At 37.0% G+C, this 25616-nt stretch carries 28 protein-coding genes and 1 riboswitch; of the genes, 23 read left to right on the plus strand and 5 right to left on the minus strand.

What is annotated here, in order from left to right:
* Positions 1 to 199 precede the first annotated feature (199 nt).
* Together AC1VU3_RS07305 and AC1VU3_RS07310 are read left to right on the plus strand one after the other, a co-directional pair.
* Complete coding sequence (locus AC1VU3_RS07305; protein WP_482983197.1) at positions 200 to 925, plus strand: 3-ketoacyl-ACP reductase; 726 nt, start codon at positions 200 to 202, stop codon at positions 923 to 925.
* Positions 926 to 1030: 105 nt separating this feature from the next.
* Positions 1031 to 1219: a hypothetical protein gene (locus tag AC1VU3_RS07310; protein ID WP_480389221.1), complete on the plus strand. Its 189-nt coding sequence runs from the start codon at positions 1031 to 1033 to the stop codon at positions 1217 to 1219.
* Between the two features lie 28 nt (positions 1220 to 1247).
* Here the strand turns inward: AC1VU3_RS07310 and AC1VU3_RS07315 are convergent, their stop codons facing one another.
* On the minus strand, positions 1248 to 1835 hold the full coding sequence (locus AC1VU3_RS07315; RefSeq protein ID WP_482983198.1) for a hypothetical protein: 588 nt from the start codon (positions 1833 to 1835) through the stop codon (positions 1248 to 1250).
* Positions 1836 to 1963: 128 nt separating this feature from the next.
* Here AC1VU3_RS07315 and AC1VU3_RS07320 point away from each other — a divergent pair, with 128 nt between their 5' ends.
* A complete protein-coding gene (locus AC1VU3_RS07320) occupies positions 1964 to 2227 on the plus strand; it encodes a hypothetical protein (RefSeq protein ID WP_482983199.1) in 264 nt (87 codons plus the stop codon).
* Between the two features lie 57 nt (positions 2228 to 2284).
* Here AC1VU3_RS07320 and AC1VU3_RS07325 read toward each other — a convergent pair whose 3' ends face one another.
* On the minus strand, positions 2285 to 2692 hold the full coding sequence (locus AC1VU3_RS07325; protein WP_482983200.1) for a hypothetical protein: 408 nt from the start codon (positions 2690 to 2692) through the stop codon (positions 2285 to 2287).
* Between the two features lie 250 nt (positions 2693 to 2942).
* On the opposite strand from AC1VU3_RS07325, the gene AC1VU3_RS07330 reads away from it, so the two are divergent.
* The 7 genes from AC1VU3_RS07330 (at position 2943) to AC1VU3_RS07360 (ending at position 9674) form a co-directional block, all read left to right on the plus strand.
* Positions 2943 to 3152, plus strand: coding sequence for a TM2 domain-containing protein (locus AC1VU3_RS07330; protein ID WP_480389217.1), 210 nt, complete (start codon positions 2943 to 2945; stop codon positions 3150 to 3152).
* Between the two features lie 157 nt (positions 3153 to 3309).
* Positions 3310 to 3870 (plus strand): bifunctional transcriptional activator/DNA repair enzyme AdaA, encoded by a 561-nt coding sequence (locus AC1VU3_RS07335; protein ID WP_482983201.1) that lies wholly within the window; start codon positions 3310 to 3312, stop codon positions 3868 to 3870.
* Entirely contained in the window at positions 3867 to 4781 is a 915-nt protein-coding gene (locus AC1VU3_RS07340; protein ID WP_482983202.1) for a DNA-3-methyladenine glycosylase family protein, read from the plus strand. Before AC1VU3_RS07335 ends, AC1VU3_RS07340 begins: the two co-directional genes overlap by 4 nt.
* On the plus strand, positions 4738 to 5253 hold the full coding sequence (locus AC1VU3_RS07345) for a methylated-DNA--[protein]-cysteine S-methyltransferase (RefSeq protein WP_482983203.1): 516 nt from the start codon (positions 4738 to 4740) through the stop codon (positions 5251 to 5253). The genes AC1VU3_RS07340 and AC1VU3_RS07345 overlap by 44 nt, the downstream gene beginning before the upstream one ends.
* 109 nt (positions 5254 to 5362) lie before the next feature.
* Positions 5363 to 6220 carry a hypothetical protein gene (locus AC1VU3_RS07350; protein ID WP_480389213.1) on the plus strand — a complete coding sequence of 286 codons (858 nt, stop codon included), beginning with the start codon at positions 5363 to 5365 and terminating at the stop codon, positions 6218 to 6220.
* A 425-nt stretch (positions 6221 to 6645) separates the two neighbouring features.
* A complete protein-coding gene (locus AC1VU3_RS07355) occupies positions 6646 to 8139 on the plus strand; it encodes a malate:quinone oxidoreductase (protein WP_480389212.1) in 1494 nt (497 codons plus the stop codon).
* Between the two features lie 227 nt (positions 8140 to 8366).
* Positions 8367 to 9674, plus strand: a complete 1308-nt coding sequence (locus AC1VU3_RS07360; RefSeq protein WP_482983204.1) for a Spo0B domain-containing protein — start codon at positions 8367 to 8369, stop codon at positions 9672 to 9674.
* A gap of 152 nt (positions 9675 to 9826) precedes the next feature.
* On the opposite strand, the gene AC1VU3_RS07365 is transcribed toward AC1VU3_RS07360, so the two are convergent.
* Complete coding sequence (locus AC1VU3_RS07365) at positions 9827 to 10468, minus strand: hypothetical protein (RefSeq protein WP_482983205.1); 642 nt, start codon at positions 10466 to 10468, stop codon at positions 9827 to 9829.
* Positions 10469 to 10969: 501 nt separating this feature from the next.
* On the opposite strand from AC1VU3_RS07365, the gene AC1VU3_RS07370 reads away from it, so the two are divergent.
* The gene (locus tag AC1VU3_RS07370) at positions 10970 to 11194 is read left to right on the plus strand and encodes a transcriptional regulator SplA domain-containing protein (protein WP_480389209.1); all 225 of its coding nucleotides are present in this window, start codon (positions 10970 to 10972) and stop codon (positions 11192 to 11194) included.
* A 10-nt stretch (positions 11195 to 11204) separates the two neighbouring features.
* On the plus strand, positions 11205 to 12233 hold the full coding sequence (splB, locus tag AC1VU3_RS07375) for a spore photoproduct lyase (RefSeq protein ID WP_482983206.1): 1029 nt from the start codon (positions 11205 to 11207) through the stop codon (positions 12231 to 12233).
* A gap of 176 nt (positions 12234 to 12409) precedes the next feature.
* On the opposite strand, the gene pgeF is transcribed toward splB, so the two are convergent.
* A complete protein-coding gene (gene pgeF / locus AC1VU3_RS07380; RefSeq protein ID WP_480389207.1) occupies positions 12410 to 13171 on the minus strand; it encodes a peptidoglycan editing factor PgeF in 762 nt (253 codons plus the stop codon).
* Positions 13172 to 13391: 220 nt separating this feature from the next.
* On the opposite strand from pgeF, the gene AC1VU3_RS07385 reads away from it, so the two are divergent.
* The 10 genes from AC1VU3_RS07385 (at position 13392) to AC1VU3_RS07430 (ending at position 23777) form a co-directional block, all read left to right on the plus strand.
* Positions 13392 to 15338, plus strand: a complete 1947-nt coding sequence (locus AC1VU3_RS07385) for a methyl-accepting chemotaxis protein (RefSeq protein ID WP_480389206.1) — start codon at positions 13392 to 13394, stop codon at positions 15336 to 15338.
* 346 nt (positions 15339 to 15684) lie between these two features.
* A complete protein-coding gene (gene safA, locus AC1VU3_RS07390) occupies positions 15685 to 16278 on the plus strand; it encodes a SafA/ExsA family spore coat assembly protein (protein WP_480389205.1) in 594 nt (197 codons plus the stop codon).
* Positions 16279 to 16596: 318 nt separating this feature from the next.
* A complete protein-coding gene (locus AC1VU3_RS07395; protein WP_482983207.1) occupies positions 16597 to 17688 on the plus strand; it encodes an MBL fold metallo-hydrolase in 1092 nt (363 codons plus the stop codon).
* Positions 17689 to 17815: 127 nt separating this feature from the next.
* On the plus strand, positions 17816 to 18208 hold the full coding sequence (locus AC1VU3_RS07400; RefSeq protein ID WP_480389203.1) for a hypothetical protein: 393 nt from the start codon (positions 17816 to 17818) through the stop codon (positions 18206 to 18208).
* A gap of 127 nt (positions 18209 to 18335) precedes the next feature.
* A riboswitch (Lysine riboswitch) is annotated at positions 18336 to 18519 on the plus strand.
* A gap of 128 nt (positions 18520 to 18647) precedes the next feature.
* On the plus strand, positions 18648 to 19493 hold the full coding sequence (locus AC1VU3_RS07405) for a transporter substrate-binding domain-containing protein (RefSeq protein WP_480389202.1): 846 nt from the start codon (positions 18648 to 18650) through the stop codon (positions 19491 to 19493).
* A gap of 79 nt (positions 19494 to 19572) precedes the next feature.
* A complete protein-coding gene (locus tag AC1VU3_RS07410) occupies positions 19573 to 20334 on the plus strand; it encodes an amino acid ABC transporter permease (RefSeq protein WP_480389201.1) in 762 nt (253 codons plus the stop codon).
* 13 nt (positions 20335 to 20347) lie between these two features.
* Positions 20348 to 21082, plus strand: coding sequence for an amino acid ABC transporter ATP-binding protein (locus tag AC1VU3_RS07415; RefSeq protein WP_482983208.1), 735 nt, complete (start codon positions 20348 to 20350; stop codon positions 21080 to 21082).
* A 180-nt stretch (positions 21083 to 21262) separates the two neighbouring features.
* Positions 21263 to 22063: an alpha/beta fold hydrolase gene (locus tag AC1VU3_RS07420; protein ID WP_482983209.1), complete on the plus strand. Its 801-nt coding sequence runs from the start codon at positions 21263 to 21265 to the stop codon at positions 22061 to 22063.
* Positions 22064 to 22078: 15 nt separating this feature from the next.
* On the plus strand, positions 22079 to 23074 hold the full coding sequence (locus tag AC1VU3_RS07425) for a sensor domain-containing diguanylate cyclase (protein WP_482983210.1): 996 nt from the start codon (positions 22079 to 22081) through the stop codon (positions 23072 to 23074).
* Positions 23064 to 23777, plus strand: coding sequence for a GNAT family N-acetyltransferase (locus tag AC1VU3_RS07430; protein ID WP_480389197.1), 714 nt, complete (start codon positions 23064 to 23066; stop codon positions 23775 to 23777). The genes AC1VU3_RS07425 and AC1VU3_RS07430 overlap by 11 nt, the downstream gene beginning before the upstream one ends.
* Positions 23778 to 23811: 34 nt before the next feature.
* Here AC1VU3_RS07430 and AC1VU3_RS07435 read toward each other — a convergent pair whose 3' ends face one another.
* Positions 23812 to 24150 carry a heme oxygenase gene (locus AC1VU3_RS07435; protein ID WP_480389196.1) on the minus strand — a complete coding sequence of 113 codons (339 nt, stop codon included), beginning with the start codon at positions 24148 to 24150 and terminating at the stop codon, positions 23812 to 23814.
* A 228-nt stretch (positions 24151 to 24378) separates the two neighbouring features.
* Here AC1VU3_RS07435 and AC1VU3_RS07440 point away from each other — a divergent pair, with 228 nt between their 5' ends.
* The gene (locus AC1VU3_RS07440; RefSeq protein WP_480389195.1) at positions 24379 to 25545 is read left to right on the plus strand and encodes a TraB/GumN family protein; all 1167 of its coding nucleotides are present in this window, start codon (positions 24379 to 24381) and stop codon (positions 25543 to 25545) included.
* The last annotated feature ends 71 nt before the right edge of the window (positions 25546 to 25616 follow it).

The following is a 25616-nucleotide window of genomic DNA, read 5'->3' on the forward strand; positions in this document are numbered from 1 at the left end:
AAGGGTATATTTACATAATGGTGGAAAAGGTAAAATAACCCTTCTGGCGTATAATTAGCCAGATCCTGAAAGAGAAAAATAACTATAGTTACTTATAAACTTTCTCCATGTTAACAGTAAGTCAAAGCATATTTATGCATTTATAGAGAGACGTCCTTTATAATAAAAAAGTAATAATATTTAGAAAGGAGCTGCTTACATGGCACAATCATTAAAAGGGAAAGTAGCAATTATTACAGGTGCGGCGAGAGGAATAGGGAAAGCAACTGCAATTGCATTGGCAAAAGAAGGTGTGAATGTCGGTCTTCTAGCTAGAACAGAGTCAACATTAAAAGAAGTGGCTGCTGAAATAAAGAGCCTTGGTGTGAAAGTAGCATATGCAACTGCTGACGTATCTTCAAAAGAACAAGTAGAGGCAGCTATATCAGCATTAACCAATGACCTAGGAGCTGCTGATATCTTAATAAATAACGCAGGTATTGGAAGCTTTGGAACTCTTCTAGACATGGATCCAGAAGAATGGAAAAGCATCGTTGATACAAACTTAATGGGAACATATTATGTAACTCGTGCAGTATTACCTCAATTAATAGAGAAAAATGGTGGAGACATTATTAATATCTCGTCTACTAATGGATTGAGCGGTGCAGCTAAGTCAAGTGCATACAGTGCATCTAAGTTTGGTGTAATTGGTTTAACAGAATCTCTAGCACAGGAGGTTCGTCGAAATAATATTCGCGTATCTGCTTTAACTCCAAGTACAGTTGCAACAGATTTAGCTATTGATACTAATCTGATTAAAGAAAACGATGACTCTAAATTTATGCAGCCAGAGGACATAGCGGAATTTATTGTAAATCAATTAAAACTAAACCCACGTATTTATGTGAAAACGGCAAGTTTTATTGCAACAAATCCTTACTAAACTATTCTTTGTAGAGTTGGAGACTAATAGCTTCAACTCTTTTTCGCTTATTTTCAATAATAGTGTCATAATAAAAAGATTAGGGACAGAAAAGGATGTGGCAAGATGAAATACAGCAAAACGGTTATGACTAAGCTGATTAACGAGCACCGTGATTTACATGACGAGCTTAAAAAAATAAAAGCTGAAATGGGTCTAGAGAAAAACTTAGCGATTAAAGCGCTATACCACTCAGCAGTCGCAGATAATGGTCGTTATATGAAGGAATATCAAGACTTGGAACGTCTACACTAAAAGAAGCTCAGGCTGTATTCCTGAGCTTTTATTCTCCGTCATTTTTCCTGCGTTCTATTTTCATTTCTTCTATTTTTTTCATTTGCTCCTGATAATCCTTCTCCATTTCGGATGTAGAAGGAAGAAAGGACTCTGTATTAAAGTCAACTCTTTTTCCGTAACGAAGCATTTCGTAGATAATCATGCCATTGTTAGGTTTTCCATTAAAGGTGATCATCGGCACTGCATCAAAAAGTACATAATAGAAAGCATAAAAAACAAAGCGCTCCCAAAACGTTTTATATTCCTCCGCCCATCCGTTAGCGATGAAAAAATTAATGATTAACGCTAAGGATAAATTCATAAGAATGGGAGCAGAGTAAATGCAAATGTAAGCAAACTTACTTTTTCGTTTCAACTCATCATAGGAAAACCAGCTATATAAATGATAATATTTATGAATGTCTATCATGCCAAACTTCAAAATCCTCGGACCAGAGCCTATCGTTAGTCTTGGATTAATAACCCCAAATAACCAGCTGACTAGTAAATAACCAAACTCCCGAAGAAATATCACCACAGGTAGAATAATAAATGCGGAAATTACTAATGATACTAAATCAGATATTCCAAACATGATTATTCACATCCCTCATATAAGTCTCAAAGCTTTCCTTATACCCGTTTTAGTAGATTTAAATCTCAAGCGAATATTTTCAAACCATCCTCCTATACTAAAGAAGCATGAGAAAAGGAGGAGCTATTATGGCTAAGCATACAGATCAAAGCTGGAAAAAGGATCACCCAGTAACCTTATCGACTAATTCAGTGGAGAAGGCTGACCGTGCAGTGAAGCAGGCAATGTCACATCCAGAAGAGATGGCGGTAGAGCATGCATTCAACTCTATTTCACATGCAGAAAATGCTCTTTCTAATGCAGAGAAGCATAACCAACATTTAGATATAGTGGAGCAGAACAAAGAGCATTTAGAAGGAATAAAGCGTCAATTAGGTGATGTCGAAGCGTAATAAGACAGCATACAAAAAACCGATTATCTTTTTAGGATAATCGGTTTTTTTATAAACTTAGCCGTTTAAATAGTATATATACACCTTTCTATCTTCATCATATTCAAGCGATAAACGTTTATATCTACTGTTTTCAATGGTAACGCTGTCTAAGGATAACGCTAGCATGATATCCTCTAAATTCTTTTCAGTAGCTTCCCTGATAATCTTTCTGTCTGAATAAAATAAGCGATATTCAATCGTGTTGGGTGTTTTTTCAATAGTGTCGGTATATGGCTGTTCATTCTTGCAATCATATAAATCAATAAAATAAGTATCATCTTGAAAATAATTACCTCTGTTTTCATAAACAACACCTTCATTCACCCAATAGTTCACAAAAAATCTTACACTAGTTTCCAAACTTGATATCGTTTCAAATGCTTTAATTGGCTGATTTTCCAAGCGGTATTCTAATGTTTTCATTTAGAGCCCTCCCTATTTTTTGCTTTATTATTCCATTAAGTGGTTTTCATATAAAGCCGTAATACCGGTTAAATTACTATTAATAAAAGCGATCCGCCATGTAAATTAGCTAAAATAATTATACCATTTTATGTAAAATTGATTATACAATTACCAAAAAGAATAAAAGATTTCTCTGTTAAGATAAAAAGTAATAAAGAATAGTTATTAATCTCTATGCAAAGAGAATTATTTCAAAAGGAGATTGCAAATGAAATCGGAAAAAAACTATTTGGTTACATTGCTTCTTTGTTTCTTTCTAGGTAGTGTTGGTATCCATAGATTCTATGTTGGAAAAGTTGGTACAGGCATATTAATGCTTCTTACTGCTGGTGGTTTTGGTTTATGGACTATAATAGATTTTCTAGTTATAGCGTTTGGTAATTTTAAGGATAAAGATGGAAGAAAGATAAAAGCATAATTTATGAAAGGGTTGTCCCGTAAGTAGAAACTTATAGGACAACCTTCTTTTTTTGTAACCAAGCTTTATTTTCATTTTTTCACTCTAATAGCAAGAAATAGGAGGAAGAATAAGACATTTACTAGTAAAATAATGGATAAGAAAGGCGGGTGGTCTAATGAAGAGGCTTAATCTAACCTTTGATGAAAAATGGGAGATTTTTTTAGCTTCTGATAGCACATATGATGGACTGTTTTATACGGCAGTTAAAACAACTAAAATCTATTGTCGGCCATCTTGCAAATCACGTAAGCCGAAAAAGATGAATGTAGCATTCTATGAAACCGTGCAGGCAGCAGAGCAGGCTGGTTTTCGTGCATGCAAAAGGTGTCAGCCAGAGGTAGTGCGTTCCCCTCAAGAGGAGCTTGTTAAAAAGGTGACGGAGTTTTTAATTAACAATCATAAACAGAAGCTTACTTTGCAGGATATAGCTAACCACGTTGGTATAAGCCCGTTTCATTTAGACCGAACGTTTAAGCAGCTAATGAAAGAAACACCACGTTCCTATCTAGAGAAAATTCGAGTTAATCGAGCAGTTTATCTTCTAAGGCATACAGATCGATCCAATTTGGAAATTTGCTACGAGGTGGGGTTTCAAAGTCAGTCGAGCTTCTACCATTCCTTTCGTAAGCTAACAGCAGTAACTCCAAGTCAGCTTCGAGAGGAGGATGTAACATGAATTGGTCTTCTATAGCGGGTATGGTAGAAATCTATCCACCTAATGAATTTAATTTTGAAGAATGCCTCTTATTTCTGAATAGGTCTTCTAAGGAATTGTTACATCGAATAAAGGAAGGCCATTTGTATAAGCTTCTGAAAGTGGATGAATCGCTCGTTCTATGTAAAATTAGCTGGCTGGACACAATCATTCGGGTAGAATTTCCCCTTCGTTCTGTCTCTAGAATGGAGCAGGAGTATGTGGTGTCTTATATATGGGAGTGGTTTGACTTAGATTATGATATTGATCCATTTTACAGAGGCTCTTCTGAGGACAAACTGTTAAAAGGGCTGGTCAAAAATTATAGAGGTCTTCGGATAATAGGAATTCCAGACTTGTTTGAAGCACTTTGTTGGGCAATACTAGGACAGCAAATTACACTTTCCTTTGCCTATACACTAAAGAAACGTTTTGTTGAATGCTATGGAGAATCTCTCTCTTTTGAACAGGAGGATTATTGGGCTTTTCCTAGTGCTCACGTAATCGCTAAGCTAAATGTAGAGGAGTTAAAGGAGCTGCAATTTTCTACTAGGAAGGCTGAATATATTATCGATATTGCAAAGGCTATTTCCATTGGACAGTTGTCAAAGGAAGAGCTGCTTGCATTGAATGATTATCATCTAGTGAAAAAACGGTTAGTTGCTCAAAGAGGAATCGGTCCGTGGACAGCAGACTATGTCATGATGAAATGTTTACATTTCCCTAATGCTTTTCCAATAGGGGATGTAGGTCTTCACAATGCCATAAAGGCTCAAGCTAGGCTGGAACGTAAGCCAACCTTAGAGGAGATTACTGCTATATCAATGAATTGGAAAGGATTTGAGGCTTATGCAACCTTCTATTTATGGAGATCATTATACGAACCAAGTTAGTATGCTGGATTACCAGTCTCCCATTGGAATTATAGAAATTCTAGGAACAAAGGAAGCGATACTTTCTATCCTCTTTTCAGAAAAGGAGCTTCCAGAACATTCCATAACGGGTGAAACGCCTTCCGTATTAGTAGAGTGCTTTCATCAGCTAGATGAATACTTTCGAGGAACACGAATGGATTTTACATTTCCCATTCTGTACGAGGGAACGGAATTTCAGCAGAAGGTGTGGGGAGCACTCACAAGTATTCCTTACTCAAAGACAGGCTCCTACAAGGAAATTGCCGAGTCAATTGGTCACCATAAAGCAGTGAGAGCAGTGGGGACGGCTAATGGAAGAAACAAGCTAAGCATCGTCATACCGTGCCATCGAATTATTGGCGCAAATGGTACGCTAACCGGGTACGCTGGTGGTGTATGGAGAAAGGAATGGCTGCTCGAGCATGAAAGGAAGCATTATAAGGGAGAATAAATAATTATAGCTATTCAATCAAACATGGGAAAAGGTGATCTATCTGCATATTAAATATTTTTATAGGTTAATGGTCTTTAAAGCTTCACGTAAAGAATTAGAGGAAGTATTGCTTCAATTTGGAGTCCATGTTCGTCCTAAATATGAGAACGGAGAAGAGTTACCTCCATTTTATAATCCCGAGCAAGAAGATAGTTTATATTATGACTTTCAATTACTATCTTCCTTTCCTAATATCCAAAAGTTCAATGAAGAATTAGCTGACTTAATCCCTAAAATTAGTGATGGTGGTAGCTACCAACCTTCTGCAGGGTTCGTGTTTTACGAAAGTGACTATAAAAATGCCCCATTCTTTAAATTAATGGGGACAGGTAATTCAAGCCGTGCTTTTATAGATAGTCGGAAGAAAAAAATTGATAAACACATTTTTTGTACCACCTGCTCTATTCATTCCAGAAATTTGTTATCTCCACTTGAAGTGAATTATTCAAAAGCAGGAAAGCGTTTAATGGCAAATGTAGACCAAGAATATTGGGTCATAACAGAAAAGTTTGCCAACCTTTTAGATGAGTGGAAACTGACAGGTTATGAATTAAAAGAAGTGATTGATAAAAGTCCCAATCCCCAAAAACTATTTAGATTAATTCCGACTGTGGAAATGCCTAATTGGTCAAAAGATATGAAATTCCATTATATTGATCGTGGCTGTCCTAAGTGTGAATATAGAGACTGGGTTCCTTTGACTTTTCATTATGACCATTCCACTTTGAATGGTTTACAAACAGATTTTGCTTTTACGAAAGAGTACGTTTTTTCAGGAAGTATAGCTTATAAACCACTGTTAGTTAGCGCACGCTTTCGAAATTTAATTATTGAAAATAAGATTTCCAATGAAATTATTAACTTAGATGATAAACAATATAAATCCAGTAGTTGGTTTTTTCAACCAATTACGGTCTCCGGATAAAGGTAATTTTCCACATTGTAGAATCTTTTAAATCGGAATGATGTTGTCTTGTTCGCAAGTCCTCTTTATATCTGTGCTTCTAAAAAAAGCTGTCTGAAATTGTCTAATCATTAACTATTTTTATTTTAAGAATTTTTTACAATGTGTTACTATTTACTTGGTAAGATGAAGAGTTACTGCATAACCAAAGCCACCATCCTTGCAATTAGCTTGGTATAGGCTTTGTTTTTTGTGTTATCCTTGGATGGAAGGTATTCTTCTTCTATGTAAGCTTTCAAAAATCTTATTATTATAATATAATATAGTATAAATTCTCAAACTAATACTAATTTTATTGCACTATGACATGGGTATAGGTGTGTGAATAGGCACCAAGAAATCGCCTATATCATTCCTAAAAATCTTAAGATATAAGGATGGTAAAAATGAGCAATATAGAACCAAGTACAGACGTTATCTTAATTGGTGCTGGAATTATGAGTGCGACCTTAGGGACAATCTTAAAAGAGCTTGCGCCAGAAATGAATATCAAAGTGTTTGAAAAGCTAGACAAAGCAGGCGAAGAAAGCTCAAACGAGTGGAATAATGCAGGTACAGGACATGCTGCTCTTTGTGAGCTCAACTATACTACAGAAAAACCAGACGGTTCTATTGATATTAGTAAAGCAATCAATGTCAATGAACAGTTCCAGGTTTCTATGCAATTCTGGGCACATCTTGTGAAAAATAAGCTAATTAACAATCCAGAAGACTTCATCATGCCACTTCCACATATGAGTATGGTTCAGGGCGAGGAAAACGTGAAGTTCTTGAAAAAACGCTTTGAAGCTATGTCTAAAAACCCTCTTTTCCAAGGCATGGAATACTCAGAGGATGCAGAGCAATTAAAAGAATGGATCCCGTTAATTATGGAAAATCGTGAAGCAAATCAAGCAATCGCTGCAACAAAGATTGATACAGGAACAGATGTTAACTTCGGTTCTCTAACTCGTATGCTATTTACACATTTGAAATCACAGGGTGTGGAGATCAGCTATAACAATTCTGTTGAAAACTTAAATCGTACCACTGACGGCAAGTGGGAAGTAAAAGTGAAAAACAATGCTGAAGGAAAGCTAGAAACCCATAAAGCTAAATTTGTCTTCATTGGTGGTGGAGGCGGAAGCTTACACTTATTACAAAAATCAGGGATACCTGAAGGAAAACATATTGGTGGATTCCCAGTAAGTGGTATCTTCTTAGTGTGTAAAAATCCAGAGGTTATTGCGCAGCATCATGCGAAGGTATACGGAAAAGCAGCAGTTGGTGCTCCACCGATGTCCGTTCCTCACCTAGATACGCGCTTTATCGATAATAAAAAATCCTTATTGTTTGGACCATTTGCTGGCTTCTCTCCTAAGTTCTTGAAGACAGGCTCTATGATGGACTTAGTAACTTCTGTTAAGCCACATAATCTTTTCACTATGTTAGCAGCAGGTGCAAAAGAAATGTCCTTAACGAAGTATTTAGTTCAACAATTAATGCTTTCAAAAGAGCAACGTATGGAAGAACTTCGCCTATTTATTCCTAACGCCAAAAGCGAAGATTGGGATTTAATCGTAGCAGGACAACGTGTACAGGTTATTAAAGATACAGAGGCTGGCGGTAAAGGGACCCTTCAATTTGGTACAGAGGTAATCACTGCAGCTGACGGTTCCATTGCAGCTTTACTAGGAGCTTCTCCAGGGGCTTCAACAGCAGTTCCAGTAATGTTGAATGTCATTCAGCGCTGCTTCCCAGACCAATTTAAAGAATGGGAGCCAAAAATTAAAGAGATGATTCCATCGTTCGGATTATCCTTAATGGCAAATCCTGATTTATTGAAGGAAGTACATGCATCTACAGCAGAAGTTTTGTTTAAGAAAACAGAATTAGTATAAAATCTTAGCCTTCAACTCCTTCCGAGTTGAAGGTTTTTGCTTTTTCTGTCGAATAAATTTACGCATGACCAGCGCGATAGCTAGATAGGGTAATGGAAAGACTGGTGTTCAAATGATAGTAGCATGGTTGTTATATTTGCTGCTAGTTTGTTTTGGGGACTAAATCTCTTTTCCGAATTTTATAGTATAATAGGGATAACGTATGAAATAGAAAAGGATCCTGCTATATGAAACGTTTTAAAATCAGATTAATAGTTGGAGTGGCAGCCATCCTCCTCCTATCTCTTACCAGTATAAATATTTATACTTCTTACATAAAGACTATTGAAACGGTGGAGGAAACAATAGCCAACCAAAGCTTAGAAGCTGCAAAATCCATTGCTTCTGACATGGATTTACATACATACGAACAATTCTTGCAAAATCCTGTAGAGAATGAATACTATGATGAAATAACCGAATATTTAAATGATGCCAGAAATAAGCTAGGTGTCCTATATGTATACGTTCTAGAGATAGATAACCCTACTGTATCAAGAGCGCTGGCTATGGGTGGTCCGCCAAAGATGCAGGAAAACTTCCAAATAGGAGATCCTTGTACGGTTCCTACCCAGGATGTGAAGAAGGCGTATGCGGGTAATACTTACATAACAGAGGTGATTGAGGATCCTACCTATGGCAATTACCTTTCAGTTGGGGCACCTATTAAGGATGAAGAAAATCAGATACTTGGATATATAGGAATTGATATTAGTACGGAGTCATTAAATTCTATCAAAAAAGAAGTAATTAAAAGTAACATTCCTCTTTTTATTTTTAATGGACTATTCATCTTAATTGTTATCATTTTGTTCTCCTTCATACAAAAATGGTATAGGAAGGAGTTGAAAAAGGAAGTAGGCTATACAGAGGATACATATCAAAATGAAATAAAAACTCTCATTACCTCTATTGCTTCCATACGTCATGACTATGTAAATCACATGCAGGTAGTGCATGGATTTTTAAAGCTTGGGGCTTCTGATAAGGCGTTGCAGTATCTAAATTCGCTGTTGAAGGAGACTCAGCCGCTTCAAACCGAAGCTTCTTTTTCTAATCATCCCGGACTTTCCATTTTACTGCAGATTAAAAAGCTTGCAGCTCAAAATAATCATGTAGAGATGGAGCTTTCCATTTCAGAAGATTCTTTTCAGCATATTAAAACAACAGATCTTATTAAAATTTTATCGAATCTAATAGATAATGCAATTGAAGCGACGATTGAATTACCAGAGGATGAGCGTTATGTATCTATTCATTGTGAAGCAAATGATACTCACTATATATTTATCGTAACAAATACTGGTCCTATGATTATGGATAAAGAGGAAATCTTTAAGCAAGGCTATTCAACTAAAAAAGGTAGAACGAAGGAAGCAAGAGGACAGGGATTATTCATTGTAAAAGAAGTAGTGAAAAAATACGATGGAGATATCGATGTCAGCTCCTCAGCTACTCTAAAAACTACTGCTATTGTAAAAATACCGAAGAGTTAAGGCAGGGACAAACCTCTTATAATTCTTTATGAAGGGAATAGATTTTGTCCCAGCTTTTAAATAAGAATATAAAAGCCAGTAAATTCTACTCGCTGTAGAACTTATTGGCTTTTTTATATTAACGTTGGTTTGCCCCATGTCTGTTCTAGTAATTATTGTTGACCGTTAATTAAGACAGATTCAGTGATAGAGTCAAAGACGTCTAAATGCTTTTCATAGTTCTCAGGTAAGCTAGCATAAGTAAATATGAAAGCTCTATCCTCATGTATAAATGTTCGTTGGTTTAGCTGAGTTCCTTCCTGCGTGTTAAAGCTTACAGCCTCGTTCCAATCCATCCCATTTACATTGTAGTAATCAATACTTTCATAATCGAACCCTGTAATATTTGTAGCTGCCTCAATATAATCCTTTAATTCCATTTTCATTGGTAGCTGTTCCACTACCACGTTAACATTTGAACGATCATTTTGGTCTATGATATATAATGTAACTGGCATTCCTTGATCCGGTACTTCCACCTGCTCAGCGTTTTCGGGTAAATTAAAATTGATTCCTTCAAATTCTGTATTTCCTTGTATATTGCTTTCTATAGTGTTTTCTTCATCCTGGGTAGCAGAGTCATCTTCTACCTTTTCCTCTTCTTCAACAGGGCTATCAGCGGATGCTTCTTCCAATAGTTCAACGTCAGCTTCAAACGTATCATCCTCTTTAGCTCCATCTGTTTCAGAGTCAGAACAGCCAGTTAGAATGACAGTTCCCAACAACAAACCTGCTACTAAATCTTTAACAGACATGTTTTCACTCCTCTTTCCTGAATTATCTGTCTATCATATTAGGAAAAATATAATAAACTAGTATTACAATGTTTCTATTCACTTTTTTAGGTAAATTGAAACCTATTTATTTAAAAAATGTAAAGAACGTTATAAAAATGAAATATTGTTAATGTAAAATCTATAGCTTTTCTACTTAGGCAACATATTTGTGGGGGAGAGAAATTGGGAGCACTGATTGAATTAAGAAATGTAACGAAATAAAAAGAAGCAGGTAAGATAGATAACCAATTTTTCCATTGGTGCCTTCCACCTCTACGTTCAGCCCTTGAAATAATGAGTATGAGAGAAGAAGAGTTCACTTTTTCTATATATATGTATGGACAATTTGGTTGGATTTTTCTTTATAGTCTACTGTTAATTGCTTTCTTTATAGCTATTGTGACAAAAAGAAGGAAAGCATAAGAAATTCACATAATCCCCTACTAAAGAGCCAAGCTATAAAAAAATGGAGGGATTATTGTGTATCATAATTATTCAGCAGGAGATATCGTATATGTTTTTTATCGCAATCCACATACGCAAGATGTTGCCAATGTCCAGCAGGCAGCAGTTGTAAATAATCCAGAGCAACCGGAGGAGCTTGCTATTTTTCTTTATGAGACCTATTATCCTTTAACAGTGGATTTAGCTGTTTATACTACCGAGATGGAAGCGGAGAATGCTTACCGTCAGTACTTCCAATGAGGGAAAGAGTATGAGAAAGCCTTTCACACCGCAATTGGTTTATTTTGAGCCGAAAGCATTAGATTATCCTTTAGGGATGGAATTGCTAGAGAAGTTTAGAAACATGGGAACAGAAATACGGTATACAACCTCACATAATCAGGTAAGAGATTTACCAGGAGAAAATGATTTCCAAAAGTATCGAATTGCAAAATCTACGCTTGTGGTAGGGATAAGAAAGACCCTAAAATTTGATACTTCTAAGCCCTCTGCAGAATATGCCATTCCTTTTGCGACAGGTTGTATGGGCCATTGCCATTATTGCTACTTGCAGACTACAATGGGGAGCAAGCCATATATCCGAACTTATGTGAATGTGGAGGAAATATTAGAGCAAGCGGATGAATATATGGCAGAGCGAGCACCGGAGATTACACGATTTGAAGCTTCCTGCACCTCTGATATTGTAGGAATCGATCATTTAACACATACACTGAAGCGTGCCATCGAGCATTTTGGACAGTCAGAGCTAGGGAGGCTGCGTTTCGTTACGAAGTTTCATTACGTAGACCATCTGCTTGACGCTAAGCATAACGGTCGTACAAGATTTCGTTTTAGCATAAATGCTGATTATGTGATTAAAAATTTTGAGCCAGGAACCTCTCCTTTAAAAAGGCGAATTGAGGCAGCTGGCAAGGTAGCACGAGCTGGGTATCCTCTCGGCTTTATTGTTGCTCCTATCTATTTGCATGAAGGATGGGAGGAAGGCTATTACCACATGTTTGAACAGTTAGATGCAGAGCTTCCAAAGGATGCACGAGATGATATTACCTTTGAATTTATTCAGCATCGATTCACGAAGCCTGCTAAAAAGATCATACAAAAAAATTATCCGATGACAAAGCTTGAGCTAGATGAAGAAGCTCGTAGACTTAAGTGGGGTAAATATGGTATTGGGAAGTATGTGTATAAAAAAGAGGACGAAGAGGATATTAAGGAGCATCTATCTCAATACATGGAGAAGTTTTTTCCAAATGCAAAGTTTGAATATTTTACTTAAGGGGGCCTACAAAAGGCCCTTTTATATTGGCAAGCCAGCTATAGAGACAAGTGCTAAAGGAAGGGCTAAGTGTTAATATAAGCTTCTTTTTTGAAGAGCTGTTTAGGTCCATCAATCACAAAGAAGAAGCACTGACTCTAAATTAGATTCGTCAGTGCTTCTGCATTTTTCAAAAGTTATTCTTTTCTCATAATAAAGCTTACATGACGACCCGCTTTCCTATCCTCTCTATAAGAAAATCCTTCTTCACTGAGGAATGTACAAGTACGATCTATCAAAATATTATCGGAAGGGATTCCGATAAGCTCACACTGACGTTTTACTGTCAGTTGATTATCAATATGATATTTATTTGTTTCCTCATTAAAATAAATAAACTCATCTGCATAGCCCAATTCTTTAAACTTCGTATAAACGTCCTCATCTACTTCAAATTTTTTCTGACTTAAAGCAGGCCCAATGAATACAAAGAAATCTACTGCATCACAATTTTCTACTTGGATCAGATGTTGAAAAAGCTTGGTAGTTATTTCTTTCACTGTTCCTTGCCAACCGGAATGGACAGCTCCTACTAGATTCTTCTTTTTATTATAAAAAAGCATTGGAACACAATCCGCTGTAAAGCTAGTTAACAATAAATTTGGCTCAAATGTATATAAGGCATCAGTGTCCGGGATTGCTGTGTCTAAGGCGGTTGCTCCTCTGCCACTGTCCTTTTTTGTTACTTTGTAAAAATTTTCACTGTGCGTTTGGTTGGCACAGACCATTTGATCAACATTACAATGTAAGGTTGCGGTGAGGTTTTTCCTGTTGCTCAAAACATCTTCTGGCTTCTGACAAGTATGGAGAGCCATATTATTTTGTTCGGGAGCAGTTACATCCTTTAAAGTAATACCAGCAATAAAATTATCATCATTTCTATACAATCTTGTTTTCATCTTGTCACCTGTTTTCTGTTTATTTTTATTTAGTATACCTTTATTTATGTATTTTTTAAGTATATTAACCAAATTACTATTATTATACCTTGAAATGGTAAAAATATTATAGTAAGATAGTTTCTGTTGTTTTTAAAAATTAAGAATTTTATCTTATCGATTGTTTTTTTATTAAGGGTAATTTTACCTATAAGGATAAATGAAGGGAAGAAAACAAAGTATGAAAAAGGTTTTAAATTTTTCTATTCAAAAGAAGCTGATATTAGCATTTGTAACAGTTTTATTAGTACCAAGTATAGCGATAGGGGGATTTTCCTATACATCTGCTAAGAGTAAGGTAGAGGAGCAAATGCTCAACGCTGCATCTCAAAATGTTGAGCTAATAAACCAGAACGTCAACCTGTATTTTGAAGATAGAATGCGATTAATTATTTACCTAGCTAATTTTATAGAAGGTAAAAATGCGGAACAATCATACCCTATATTTCAAGATATGTTAAAAGAATATCCTGAAGTGCAGTCTTTCTACATAGGTACCACCGATGGAACGATTATTAGCTCTTCCACAAACTCTGATAGGATAGCCACTTCGCAAGAATGGTATAAACAAGCAAATAACGATCCTTCTAAAGTATATATAAGTGAACCATTTACAAAAGAAGATTCACAAGCTGCTTTCATTACTTTATCGAAAAAACTAACCGATGGTAGTGGTGTAGTTGCTTTTGAAATGAAAATTGATCAATTGAAGGAAATGATCAATAAAGCCAAGATAGGGAATGAAGGATATCCTCAGGTTCTCGACCAGAATAGTAAATTCCTTATCCATCCTAATCAACCAGTAGGAGCACCAGCTAATAATGCAGAGCATAAGTATATGTTTGAGCATGAATCAGGCACGACAGAATATATGCTAGAAAAAGAAGAGAAGAAGCTAATGTTTACCACGAATGAGCTTACTGGATGGAAAATATCTGGAACAATGTATTCGAAGGAAATTACGGAAGAAGCAAGCTCTATTCTTGTAAATACATTAACTGTCATTGGAATTGCTTTTATAGGTGGAGCGCTTCTTGTTACCCTTATTCTAAGATCTATACTTCGTCCATTAAAACGTTTAATGAGTGCAACAGAAAAAATTAATAGCGGGAATCTTAACGAACAAATAGAAGTGCATTCTTATGATGAATTAGGTCAACTAAGCAATAGCTTTAATGACATGGTGGACTCTCTCCGTTCGATGGTAGATCAAGTGAATCTTTCATCTGCTACTTTAACGGCATCTTCAGAAGAGCTGCTAGCAAGTGCAGAGGAAAGTAATCATTCTGCTAAGGAAATAGCGGAAAAAACCGAACAGATGGCCATTGGTTCAGAGGAGCAGTTAAATAGTATCAATGGTGCAGCGACAGCCATTAACCAAATGTCAGCAGGCATACAGCAGATAGCAGCACATAGCGAAGAAGTTTCTGGTTTAACAACTAGCACATTAGAGCTTTCTGCTAATGGAGCAAGTAGTGTAAGAAATGTGATTCATCAGATGAATGACATCCATCACACAGTCCAAGACACAGCAAAAATTATTACAAGTCTAGGTAACAGATCAAAGGAGATCGTGAGCATTGTTTCTATTATAACGGAAATATCTAGCCAAACGAATCTTCTTGCATTGAACGCTGCGATTGAAGCAGCGCGTGCTGGAGAGCATGGTAAGGGATTTGCTGTTGTGGCCGACGAGGTTAGAAAATTAGCAGAACAATCTACTACTTCTGCACAACAGATTTCAGAGCTCATTATGTCTATACAGAAGGAAACAGAGCAGGCTGTATCCTCCATGCAAAGTGGAACTGCTAAGGTGGTAAGTGGGGTGGAGACAACCCAAAAGTTTGGGGAACTATTTAAGACCATTAATGAGCGAGTGACAGAGGTAAGTGAAAGAGTTCAAGAGGTAGCTGCCTCTATTAACCAAATGTCAGCGGGAAGTGAGCAAATTGTAGAGTCTATTGAAGTTGTAAAAGAATTGGCTGAGGAAGGCTCAAAAGTAAGTAGAAATAATACTCAAATTAGCGAAAATCAATTACAAACAATCGAAGAAGTTACAGCAGCAGCTCAGTCTCTTGCACACTTAGCAGAAGAAATGCAAACTACTCTATCAAGATTCACCCTTTAGATGGAGTATTGGCACAACTCTTTTAAGTTTTCAAATACATCTATTCTAGACTAGTACAAATGAATATCTACATTGAAGTAAACACGTACGATTAATCCAGTGGATATCGTGCGTGTTTTTATTAGGCTTAGTTTATCCATATTATGGTCGAGAAAGAATTACCAAAAGCTTTATATTACATTCGTATTACATAAATGGAAGGGTCTAAACTTTTGACCTTTCCACCTTTTTGAAGCATATAGCTTTCTCTGTAATCTAACTGTAAAATTTCTTCCAAATATTTTGGTGTGAGTAGGTGAAATTATTACTTTAGTATGGAGGTATAAAAAATGAAAGGATTGATAGAATGCTAAAGAAAATTATTCTAGCTTCACTATTATCATTACTATTACCTCTTTCTGCTATGGCGGCAAACACATATACAGTAGTATCAGGAGATACTCTTTGGAAGATTGCTGTAAAAACAGAAACAGGGATATCTGAATTGATTGAAGCAAATCCTCAGATTAGTAATATCAATTTAATTTATCCAGGACAAAAAATAAATGTACCAAGCAACCAAGAATATTCAGTAGAGCAAGAGGTTATTCGCTTAGTAAATGCGGAGCGTACAAAAGCTGGCTTGTCCTCCTTAAAATATGATTGGGAGCTTGCAAGAGTAGCAAAATATAAATCTCAGGATATGCATGATAAGAATTACTTTAGTCATACAAGCCCAACTTACGGTTCCCCATTTACTATGTTGAAAAATTTCGGTATTAACTATAAGTCGGCGGGCGAAAACATTGCTATGGGGCAACGTTCTGCTCAAGCAGTAGTTAATGCATGGATGAATAGTGAAGGTCATCGTGCCAATATTTTAAATAAAAATTATACTCATATTGGAATCGGGTATGTAAAAGACGGTCACTACTGGACACAAATGTTTATACAAAAGTAAGGGAAAAGGGATATCCCATAAGTAGAAAAATTATGGGACAATCTTTCCTTCTTTGATAGATATATGCTATTTACCCTGCTCCTCCGATGCTCGCATGGGGAGATAGAAGAAGTAGATAAAAACATATATAGAAAAAAACAGGGTTGAGAACCTCTCTAATTAGTCATCGACTTTTTAGAGAGGTTTTTTATTTGATTAACAGCTTAAAAAGTAAGTTACAAAGCTATGACAAGTACCCAGAAAAGGTTTGTTTTGAGTTTACTCGGGAATAGGAAGGACACATTATAGAACGGGAAAGCAGAAGAGGAGGTAGATTCTTTGCAACTTCGTCGTTACCTTGTAGTTATTCTGTTTGGGATAATAAGTGTTGGTTTTGTCAGCATGCAGATAGAGGAGGTAGAATCCAAGAGTGATGAGGAAATGCAGATGATAGAAGCTAGAAAGAAGTTCTTTGGCAAGCGGTATGTAGATGAGAACACCGGTAAAATTAGCCCCGATCAAGTAATTTTCTCATGGGTAGGGGTCTCCAATTTTGCCGTGGCTGTAAATGGCCAAGTCATTTTACTGGATGCATGGATACCTGGAGAGGATTCTAACTATGTTCCTGCAACTGCCGAGGAGCTAGCTGCTCTTCAGCCAGAAGCAATCTTCATCGGGCATTCTCATTTTGATCATGCAGATCATGCGGCGGAGATAATAGAAAAGACAGGGGCCACATTAGTAGGCACTCCAGATCATTGTGAGCAAATAAAACAGGATGTAGAGACCGAAGCTGCTATAAATTGCGTAGAAGCGATAAAAGCGGATTCGGCTCCTGGGGCGATTCAAAAACTTAAATTTCTAGAGGGTGTAAAAATTACAGCGATTTCTCACGTTCATTCAGCTCTAGAGCTACCAGATACAGATGACCAATCAGCTCCGCTATTTTCAAAGAAAGATAGAAACAGTGAGGCTCCTAAGGGGGATATAAAGGAATTACTTGCTTCTGTAGGGGAAGACGAGGGAGGTACGGTCATGTACCAATTCCAAGTAGGAGAGTTTACCTTTGCTTGGAATGATTCTGCTGGACCAATTAAAGAAGAGGCACCAGAGTTAACAAACATTCTAGCTTCTTTATCTGAGACAGATGTTCAGCTAGGAGCGATTATGGGCTTTAACCTATATACAAATGGGTTAAGAGACCCGCGAATGTATATAGAGGCTTTAAATCCTAAGGTGTTTGTGCCTACCCACCATGATAATTGGTCTCCACCAATTACTACTAGCGCAGAAAACTATCGTGAAGCTCTTGAAAAGGAGCTGGACAACCTTTCAGGAAATATTCCCGAGCTTATATTCTTATCGGATCCAGATGACTACGTCAAACCCGAGCGTTTAACCTTTAATATATTAGATGAAAAGTGGCGATAAAAAAGTGGTGAGTAGAGAAAGATATAGTCGCTTTCTCTACTCATTTTTATGGTAAGCAGTCATTTTGTATGTAACGTTTCTTTCCTTTATTGCGTCTATTATAGTAACTGTGTATAGGAGCTGAAAAATGAAAAAGCTACTGTTTATTTTGTTACTATTCCTGGTCGCTGGATGTGAAAGTATAAACGAATCTCACCAAGAATACCTATCCTCGTTAGGCTGGGAGATAAAGGCGTCGGGTGAAGTAAAAAAGTATATATTAGATGTTCCGGAAGAGATGCTTGAAAATTATCGAGCAAGTGGTGTGACGTTTATCGAGCAATATAACGGAAAAGAAATAACAAGATATGAATATAAACTTAAGGAAAAAACGGTAGACAATCAGCATTTAATGGCATATGTCTATGAGTATGAGGAGGAAATTATAGGAGGAAGTGGTTCTCTGCCAACTCATACCCCAGGAACCTTCAACTTGGAGAATAAAGAGAGATTGGTAAAGGAGAAATTAATTAAAAAGTAGAAGAAAATTAATGGAAATATGAATTTATATATGGATTAAAAAGAAAAAAATGTAATAAAGAATCATTGACAGATAGAAAATGGTCATGTAGACTATGAACAATAATTGAATAAAACCTCGCTTACATAAGTGAGGTAGAGGCGCGATATTTAACAGTTCCTAGAGGAGCAGGAGAAAGCCATGATGCTAGGAAGAAGGAAATGTCGCCGAAGTGTGTAATAATCTCGTTATTACATGCTGGGTCTACAGTGAATAACTGTAGGACTGTCCATGTGAAACATCCCGGTTTCTCATGGTGTGCTATCTCATTAGGGAAAAGTAGAGGAATTCTGGGCAACCATACATAACGGACCTGAGTTCATCTCAGGGCTTTTTTTGTATGTTTGTCCTTTTTTTATTGCTTGGAACATATCATTTATAAAAAAGGAGATTCATAGACATGAAAAACAAGATAACTATTTTCTTAACCATTCTAATTGCTACCATGCTATTAGCGTCATGCGGTACATCTAATCAAGAAGAGACAGGAAATGCTAGTGCTAGCGAGGAAAAAGAAGTGTTTCGAATTGGCTTAGAAGCAGGATATCCTCCTTTTAACTGGACGCAAATGGATGAGTCAAATGGAGCAATAAAAATTAATGGAGCTGCAGAATACGCAGGAGGCTATGATGTAGAAATTGCTAAAAGAATTGCAGAAGGGCTTGGAAGAGAATTAGAAGTGGTGAAATTAGAATGGGATGGCTTAGTTCCAGCTTTAACTTCTGGAAAAATTGATGCTATTATTGCCGGAATGTCTCCAACGGAAGAAAGAAAGAAAACGATTGATTTCTCCGATAATTACTATACCTCTAATTTTGTCATGGTCGTAAAAAAGGGTAGTGCTTATGAGGAAGCAACCTCTATTCAGGACTTTAAAGGTGCTAAAATAACGGGACAATTAAATACCTCTCATTATAATGTGATTGATCAAATCAATGGAGTAAAGAAGCAGCCTGCATCTGATAATTTCCCTGCAATGAGAGTAGCCCTAGAATCTGGCATGATTGATGGCTATGTATCGGAGCGGCCAGAGGGAGTAAGTGCATCCACTGCAAATGAAAACTTTGTGATGATAGAGTTTACTGAAGGTTTTAAAGCAGATCCAGTAGAAACAGCTACAGCTGTTGGATTGCAAAAAGGAAATCCAGATATCGATAAAATTAATGAGATTCTAGCTGGAATAAGTGAAGAAGAACGTCAAAAGCTGATGGATACAGCAATACTTAATCAGCCAGCAGCTGAATAAAAAAGATGGACCAGCTGCCTAAATTAGTAGCTGGTTTTTAAACAGATAAACGAACGAATGTCTTAAATAGGGGGAAAACATGAGTGTAGAGTGGATCATATCAATCGTAACAAATTACTGGCCAATGTTTCTTCGAGGCGCCGGCATTACCTTGCTAATCTCTATTATAGGAACCATTATTGGAGGGGCGATTGGCTTACTTACTGGGGTTATTCGTACAATTCCAAAGCCTTCAAGAGGTATTAAGAAATTTATTTTAACATGTATCAATTTCTTTTTATCAGCTTATATAGAGTTCTTTAGAGGAACACCTATGATTGTACAAGCGATGGTTATCTTTTATGGCTCCGCTTTAGCCTTTGGATGGAACCTGCATACTTTAGTAGCTGCCTTACTGATTGTTTCCATAAACACGGGAGCTTACATGGCTGAAATAGTTAGAGGAGGAATCATCTCCATAGACAAAGGACAGTTTGAAGCCTCCCAAGCAATTGGTATGAATCATTTTCAAACAATGTTCCACGTGGTACTTCCACAAGTAATTCGCAATATTTTACCAGCAACGGGAAATCAGTTCATTATTAATATAAAAGATACTTCTGTGCTTAACGTAATTGGTGTAACAGAACTATTTTTCCAAACAAAATCTATCGCAGGAAATAACTTTCGGTACTTTGAGTCTTTCTTTGTAGCTTGTATCCTCTATTTTGTCATGACGTATGCAGTCACATTAATTTTAAGATATTTTGAGAGGAAGCTAGATGGTCCTGAAAATTACACAATGATAGTTGGCCAACCCCAACAGCTCACTATTCCAGTAAGTAAGAATGAAAACCACTAAAGGAGGAGTAGAAATGGAAAAAGTAATTGATATTCAACATCTAAGCAAATCCTTTGGCACACATGAGGTTCTGCGGGATATAAATTTCTCTGTCCAAAAAGGAGAAGTAGTTTGTATGATCGGCTCCTCTGGCTCAGGTAAATCCACTTTATTGCGTTGTGTGAATCTCCTAGAACAGCCAAGTGGTGGGCAAATTATATATAACGGAGAAAATATTTTAACCTCTAACCAAGACATAAACAGCTATCGAACGAAGCTTGGTATGGTGTTTCAGCAATTTAACTTATTCAACAATCACACTGTATTAGGAAATTGCACAGTTGGCCAAATAAAAGTTTTAAAACGCTCTAAAGAAGAAGCAGAAAGAATTGCGCTTAAGTATTTACAGGTAGTAGGAATGCACCAATATATTCATGCAAAGCCTAAGCAGCTTTCTGGAGGTCAAAAGCAACGAGTAGCTATAGCCAGAGCGTTGTCTATGGAGCCAGACGTTCTATTATTTGATGAACCAACCTCTGCTCTTGATCCAGAAATGGTAGGAGAGGTCTTAAAGGTAATGAAGGAGCTTGCGGAGTCCGGGCTGACCATGCTTATTGTGACTCATGAAATGGATTTTGCTAGAGAAGTATCTCATCGAGTAGTTTTTATGGACAAGGGTGTGATAGCAGAGGAAGGGAGACCAGAGCAGCTCTTTAATAATCCTACTCAGGCACGAACAAAGGAGTTTTTAAAGAGAGTAGTCAGATGATAAATAGGTGCATTGTTGCATTTCCTTTATTCAACTAGAAAATTATAAGATAAACTAGTATATTAGAAGTAGATATTTTTGGAAAATATACTAATGACTTGATAGGCTTCCCTTCTTTACTGATGTGGGAGCTATTTTTTTAAATGGAGATGAACAAGAATTCTGTCCAGAGGTGTGTATATGGTGAATGTGCTAGAAAGGAACAATGTACAAGTAATCGGAAATGGTGAAAAAACATTGGTTTTTGCTCATGGATTTGGGTGTGATCAGACAATGTGGAGATATATTACTCACGCATTTAAACAGGACTATAGAATTGTCTTATTTGATTATGTAGGCTCTGGAAACTCTGATTTATCCTTTTATGACTTTCAAAAATACAACTCGTTAACTGGGTATGTAGAGGATCTCTATGACGTGTTAACCTCCTTGCGATTAAAAGAGGTTATTTTCGTTGGACATTCCATTAGTTCTATGATTGGAATGCTAACAGCCATAAAATATCCTGAGCTTTTTAAAAAGATGATTATGATTGGTCCGTCTCCAAGATATTTAAATGATTTAGATGGCTACTATGGTGGCTTTGAGGAGCCGGATATCTTAGAGCTATTAGAAATGATGGAGATGAACTTTGTGGGATGGGCGACCTCTATGGCACCGAAAGTAGTAGACAAGGAAGAAAGTCCGTTAGTTGCAAAGGAAGTAGAGACTAGCTTTCGTTCCAATGACCCGGCAGTGTCCAGACAGTTTGCAGAAGTAACCTTTTATAGTGATCACCGTCGTGAACTTAACGATCTGGATATTCCAGTTTTAATCATCCAATGCTCGGAGGATAGCATTGTGCCGATTGAGGTAGGGCAATACCTGCACTGTCATTTAAAACATAGTAGCCTTCAAATTATGGAGGTAAAAGGGCATTATCCGCATCTTAGTCACCCAGAGGAAACTGCTCAACTGATTTATAATTTTTTGTTGGATTAAGAGGAGATAGCTAAAATGGATGAGCGTTTAAATAATGCCCCTTGTGGCTTTTTCACTATTACGCAAAAAGGCATCATTCAAGAAGTGAACGAGACATTCTTGCAGATGGTTGGTTATAAGAAAGAGGAGCTTATTCAAAAGCATATAGAAATAATTCTAACTGCGGCCAATAAGTTTATATTTCATACTTACTTTTACCCATATATAGAGCTATACGGTAGGGTGGAGGAAATGTTCTTGAGCTTGAAAAATAAAGAAGGTCAAGTTGTGCCAATTCTGCTTAATGGTGTTTACGTAGAAAGGGAAGACACTAAGCTGATTGATTGTGTTGTCGTCTCTATGGGAAAAAGGATGAGTTATGAGAGAGAGATTCGGCAGGCAAAAAAACAGGCGGAAGAAGCATATCGAGAAAAGGAAGAGGCACTTACTAAGCTAGAACAATTACATATAGAAATAGAGAAGAAGCAAGAGAGTCTTATCAGTTTAAATACAAAGCTGGAGGAACTAGCAATAACAGATAAGCTAACAGGTTTGAGAAATCGTCACTATTTTCATCTAAAGCTGGAGGAACTGATCATTGATTTTGAGAAGGGGCAAGTTCCATTTTCCTTATGTATTTTTGACATTGATTATTTTAAAAAGATAAATGATACGTATGGACATCAAGTAGGAGACAAGGTTCTAGTACAGCTAGCTGGATTGGTAAAAGATATTATAAGAGAAGAAGATTCTGTACTTCGTTATGGAGGAGAGGAATTTATTATTTTATACCCACGTGCAAGTGAAGCAATAGCTCAGAAGGAAGCAGAGAAGGTTAGAAGAGCAATAGAAGAATCCAATTGGGATGCTGGAAGTGTCACCATTAGCATGGGTATCTCTACTTACGGAAAGAATGATACTCATTCGTCCATTGTAGAAAGTGCGGATAAGGCGCTTTATTATTCAAAAGCAAATGGCCGAAATCGAGTGACACACATAGATCAGATCGGAGAAGATACAGATGCTTTTTAATACGATAAAAAAAGATAAAGAGTATTGGCTTGTGGACCAAAGGAAGATGAAGGGTGTGTCAACGGAGGAATATCAACAATCCTTCGCTGTACTCTTGGAACAGTGGAAATACGAGCAAGTAGCATACCTTTCCCTTCTCATGAATCAAGAACTGGAAGAATGGTTACTGGAAAAAGGATTTCATAAAGTATCCTCCATAGTGGAATATACTCGCCAGCTTGATGAGCATTTCTTAACAGAAAGCTTGGTTACCTATGAATCGTTAGAGGAAAGTGAAATGGATGATGTTGATTTTGCGAAGCTTTATGACGTATGTCGAAGTGGCTCGGCAAACAAAAATAACTTATTTTCGATAGAGCAGATTATGGATTCTTTAGAGAGCGAGCTGGGAAGCGGCTGGAGATCCCACTGCTTTATCTTTTCAAAGGATAGAAGCGTACTTGGAATAAGTGTTCCTCACGTCGAAGAGGGGACAAAGGATGAGGGAAGGCTATTCTATTTTGGAGTCATTCCAGAGGAGCGTGGAAAGGGCTACGGAAAAGTATTTCATCGCATATCATTGGAATTAATGAAGAAATTTCATGCCACCTATTATGTTGGAAGTACAGATGAGAACAATAAGCATATGATTCATATCTTTGAAGCAAATGGCTGTAAACTACGCGATAAAAAAGGAATTTATCGAATAAATAAGATCATATAAAAGAGTACAGACAAGAGAGTCTGTACTCTTTTCCTTACATATGAGAAATTGCTTTTACCGTGCTCGCTACTTTTGAGATGATTAACTCGCTTCCAAGTAGAGGAGATTCTTTAGGAGCTTCTCCCTCCTTTGGTTCAGGACGCTTATGTGCTTCTTTGAAAATATCACTATTTCTCCATGCTTGGAAATCCTCTTCTGTTTCCCAATACATATTCACATTCATTTCATCATATTCAGTAGGTCCTTGTGTAATCGTTACCTCTACCTTGATAAAGCCTTTCATTTCTTGGAGAGGACCTGGCTTCGTAAAATTAGGAGCCATTTTTTCAGCAAATCCTGGTTTTGTTTTAATACGGTTTGTTACAATGATCATTACGCATTCTCCTTTCCATGTTTCATAGAATAATTATATCATTATTCTGAGAAACTAACCTTTCGGGGAGGTAGCAGACACCACCCGACAGCCAATACTTCCTATATTTTCATTTTTTCTAATAAACATAATTGAATTTTAGTCAAGACTCCTTCATTATTAAAGATAGACCCTTTTCCTAACGTAATGATGGTGGAGAAGAAATAAACGTATAAAAGGAAGTAGCTTATGTCAGAAGAAAACGTTACTCGGCTAGTAGTAGATGGCAAGGAAGTTATTTTAATAGGTACAGCCCATGTGTCACGATTAAGTGCGGAGCAGGTAAAAGAGGTAATAGAGAGAGAAAAGCCTGATTCTGTTTGTATAGAACTAGACGAACAAAGATATCAATCTATTTCTGATACAAAAAAGTGGAAAGAGATGGATATATTTAAGGTGATAAAAGAAAAGAAAGCAACCCTTTTGTTAATGAATTTAGCGATTTCCTCCTTCCAAAACAGAATGGCTAAGCAGTTTGATATCCAACCAGGCCAAGAAATGATTCAAGGAATAGCAAGCGCGAAAGAAATTGGAGCAGAATTAGTTTTAGCTGACCGTAATATACAAACAACTTTCTCACGTATCTGGGGTAACCTTGGTCTTATGGGAAAATCTCAGCTTCTATCCTCTGTTTTCTTTAGTATCTTTAGTAAGGATACAATATCGGAGGAAGAGCTAGAAAAAATGAAAACCCAGGATACACTGAATGCGGTCTTAGCTGAATTTACGGAAGCGTTTCCTAAGTTGAAAACACCGCTGATTGATGAGCGAGATCAATACCTTGCTCAAAAAATTAAGGAGGCTCCGGGGGGAAAAGTAGTTGCCGTACTAGGAGCAGCCCATGTCCCTGGGATCACAAAGGAAATATATAAGGAACAGGATTTAGGGAAGCTTTCCGAATTGCCTCCTAAGTCTATTGTTCCTAAAATTCTTGGCTGGTCCTTGCCTATATTGATCATTGCATTAATAGCATATACATTTATCATAAATCCGACTGCTGGCTTCGACCAAGCGCTTAGCTGGATATTATGGACTGGAACGACAGCGGCAATTGGTACGGCTGTTGCGTTTGGGCACCCACTGGCAATTCTTACAGCCTTTGTAGCAGCACCGATTACGACACTTCATCCTATCTTAGCATCGGGTTGGGCTTCTGGACTTGTTCAAGCGTTTGTCAAACGACCAACGATAGGAGATTTTGAAAATCTCACAGAGGATGTTTTTACAATTAAAGGATTCTGGAGAAACAAAGTAACCCGTATTTTACTAGTAGTAGTTTTGACGAATATTTTTGGCTCTTTTGGAACATTGATTGGTGGAGCAGATGTAGTTCGTTTATTCTTTAAAAATCTATAATATAAGGGGGTGGCATAAATATATGTCCTACCTCCTGTAGGCCATCATGATGTTCACATCCTGATGGCCTT

Source organism: Psychrobacillus sp. Z16_25 (genome assembly GCF_056856695.1).

What these genes read in the sequence shown, in the direction of transcription:
- AC1VU3_RS07345 (WP_482983203.1), top strand. Translation starts at nt 4,738, where the DNA reads ATGCAACCTTCTATTTATGGAGATCATTATACGAACCAAGTTAGTATG.
- AC1VU3_RS07430 (WP_480389197.1), top strand. Translation starts at nt 23,064, where the DNA reads ATGCTTTTTAATACGATAAAAAAAGATAAAGAGTATTGGCTTGTGGAC.
- AC1VU3_RS07405 (WP_480389202.1), top strand. Translation starts at nt 18,648, where the DNA reads ATGAAAAACAAGATAACTATTTTCTTAACCATTCTAATTGCTACCATG.
- AC1VU3_RS07415 (WP_482983208.1), top strand. Translation starts at nt 20,348, where the DNA reads ATGGAAAAAGTAATTGATATTCAACATCTAAGCAAATCCTTTGGCACA.
- AC1VU3_RS07410 (WP_480389201.1), top strand. Translation starts at nt 19,573, where the DNA reads ATGAGTGTAGAGTGGATCATATCAATCGTAACAAATTACTGGCCAATG.
- AC1VU3_RS07385 (WP_480389206.1), top strand. Translation starts at nt 13,392, where the DNA reads ATGAAAAAGGTTTTAAATTTTTCTATTCAAAAGAAGCTGATATTAGCA.
- AC1VU3_RS07320 (WP_482983199.1), top strand. Translation starts at nt 1,964, where the DNA reads ATGGCTAAGCATACAGATCAAAGCTGGAAAAAGGATCACCCAGTAACC.
- AC1VU3_RS07400 (WP_480389203.1), top strand. Translation starts at nt 17,816, where the DNA reads ATGAAAAAGCTACTGTTTATTTTGTTACTATTCCTGGTCGCTGGATGT.
- AC1VU3_RS07310 (WP_480389221.1), top strand. Translation starts at nt 1,031, where the DNA reads ATGAAATACAGCAAAACGGTTATGACTAAGCTGATTAACGAGCACCGT.
- safA (WP_480389205.1), top strand. Translation starts at nt 15,685, where the DNA reads ATGCTAAAGAAAATTATTCTAGCTTCACTATTATCATTACTATTACCT.
- AC1VU3_RS07355 (WP_480389212.1), top strand. Translation starts at nt 6,646, where the DNA reads ATGAGCAATATAGAACCAAGTACAGACGTTATCTTAATTGGTGCTGGA.
- AC1VU3_RS07365 (WP_482983205.1), bottom strand. Translation starts at nt 10,468, where the DNA reads ATGTCTGTTAAAGATTTAGTAGCAGGTTTGTTGTTGGGAACTGTCATT.
- AC1VU3_RS07440 (WP_480389195.1), top strand. Translation starts at nt 24,379, where the DNA reads ATGTCAGAAGAAAACGTTACTCGGCTAGTAGTAGATGGCAAGGAAGTT.
- AC1VU3_RS07425 (WP_482983210.1), top strand. Translation starts at nt 22,079, where the DNA reads ATGGATGAGCGTTTAAATAATGCCCCTTGTGGCTTTTTCACTATTACG.
- AC1VU3_RS07335 (WP_482983201.1), top strand. Translation starts at nt 3,310, where the DNA reads ATGAAGAGGCTTAATCTAACCTTTGATGAAAAATGGGAGATTTTTTTA.
- AC1VU3_RS07435 (WP_480389196.1), bottom strand. Translation starts at nt 24,150, where the DNA reads ATGATCATTGTAACAAACCGTATTAAAACAAAACCAGGATTTGCTGAA.
- AC1VU3_RS07315 (WP_482983198.1), bottom strand. Translation starts at nt 1,835, where the DNA reads ATGTTTGGAATATCTGATTTAGTATCATTAGTAATTTCCGCATTTATT.
- AC1VU3_RS07360 (WP_482983204.1), top strand. Translation starts at nt 8,367, where the DNA reads ATGAAACGTTTTAAAATCAGATTAATAGTTGGAGTGGCAGCCATCCTC.
- AC1VU3_RS07325 (WP_482983200.1), bottom strand. Translation starts at nt 2,692, where the DNA reads ATGAAAACATTAGAATACCGCTTGGAAAATCAGCCAATTAAAGCATTT.
- splB (WP_482983206.1), top strand. Translation starts at nt 11,205, where the DNA reads ATGAGAAAGCCTTTCACACCGCAATTGGTTTATTTTGAGCCGAAAGCA.
- AC1VU3_RS07420 (WP_482983209.1), top strand. Translation starts at nt 21,263, where the DNA reads ATGGTGAATGTGCTAGAAAGGAACAATGTACAAGTAATCGGAAATGGT.
- AC1VU3_RS07340 (WP_482983202.1), top strand. Translation starts at nt 3,867, where the DNA reads ATGAATTGGTCTTCTATAGCGGGTATGGTAGAAATCTATCCACCTAAT.
- AC1VU3_RS07330 (WP_480389217.1), top strand. Translation starts at nt 2,943, where the DNA reads ATGAAATCGGAAAAAAACTATTTGGTTACATTGCTTCTTTGTTTCTTT.
- AC1VU3_RS07305 (WP_482983197.1), top strand. Translation starts at nt 200, where the DNA reads ATGGCACAATCATTAAAAGGGAAAGTAGCAATTATTACAGGTGCGGCG.
- pgeF (WP_480389207.1), bottom strand. Translation starts at nt 13,171, where the DNA reads ATGAAAACAAGATTGTATAGAAATGATGATAATTTTATTGCTGGTATT.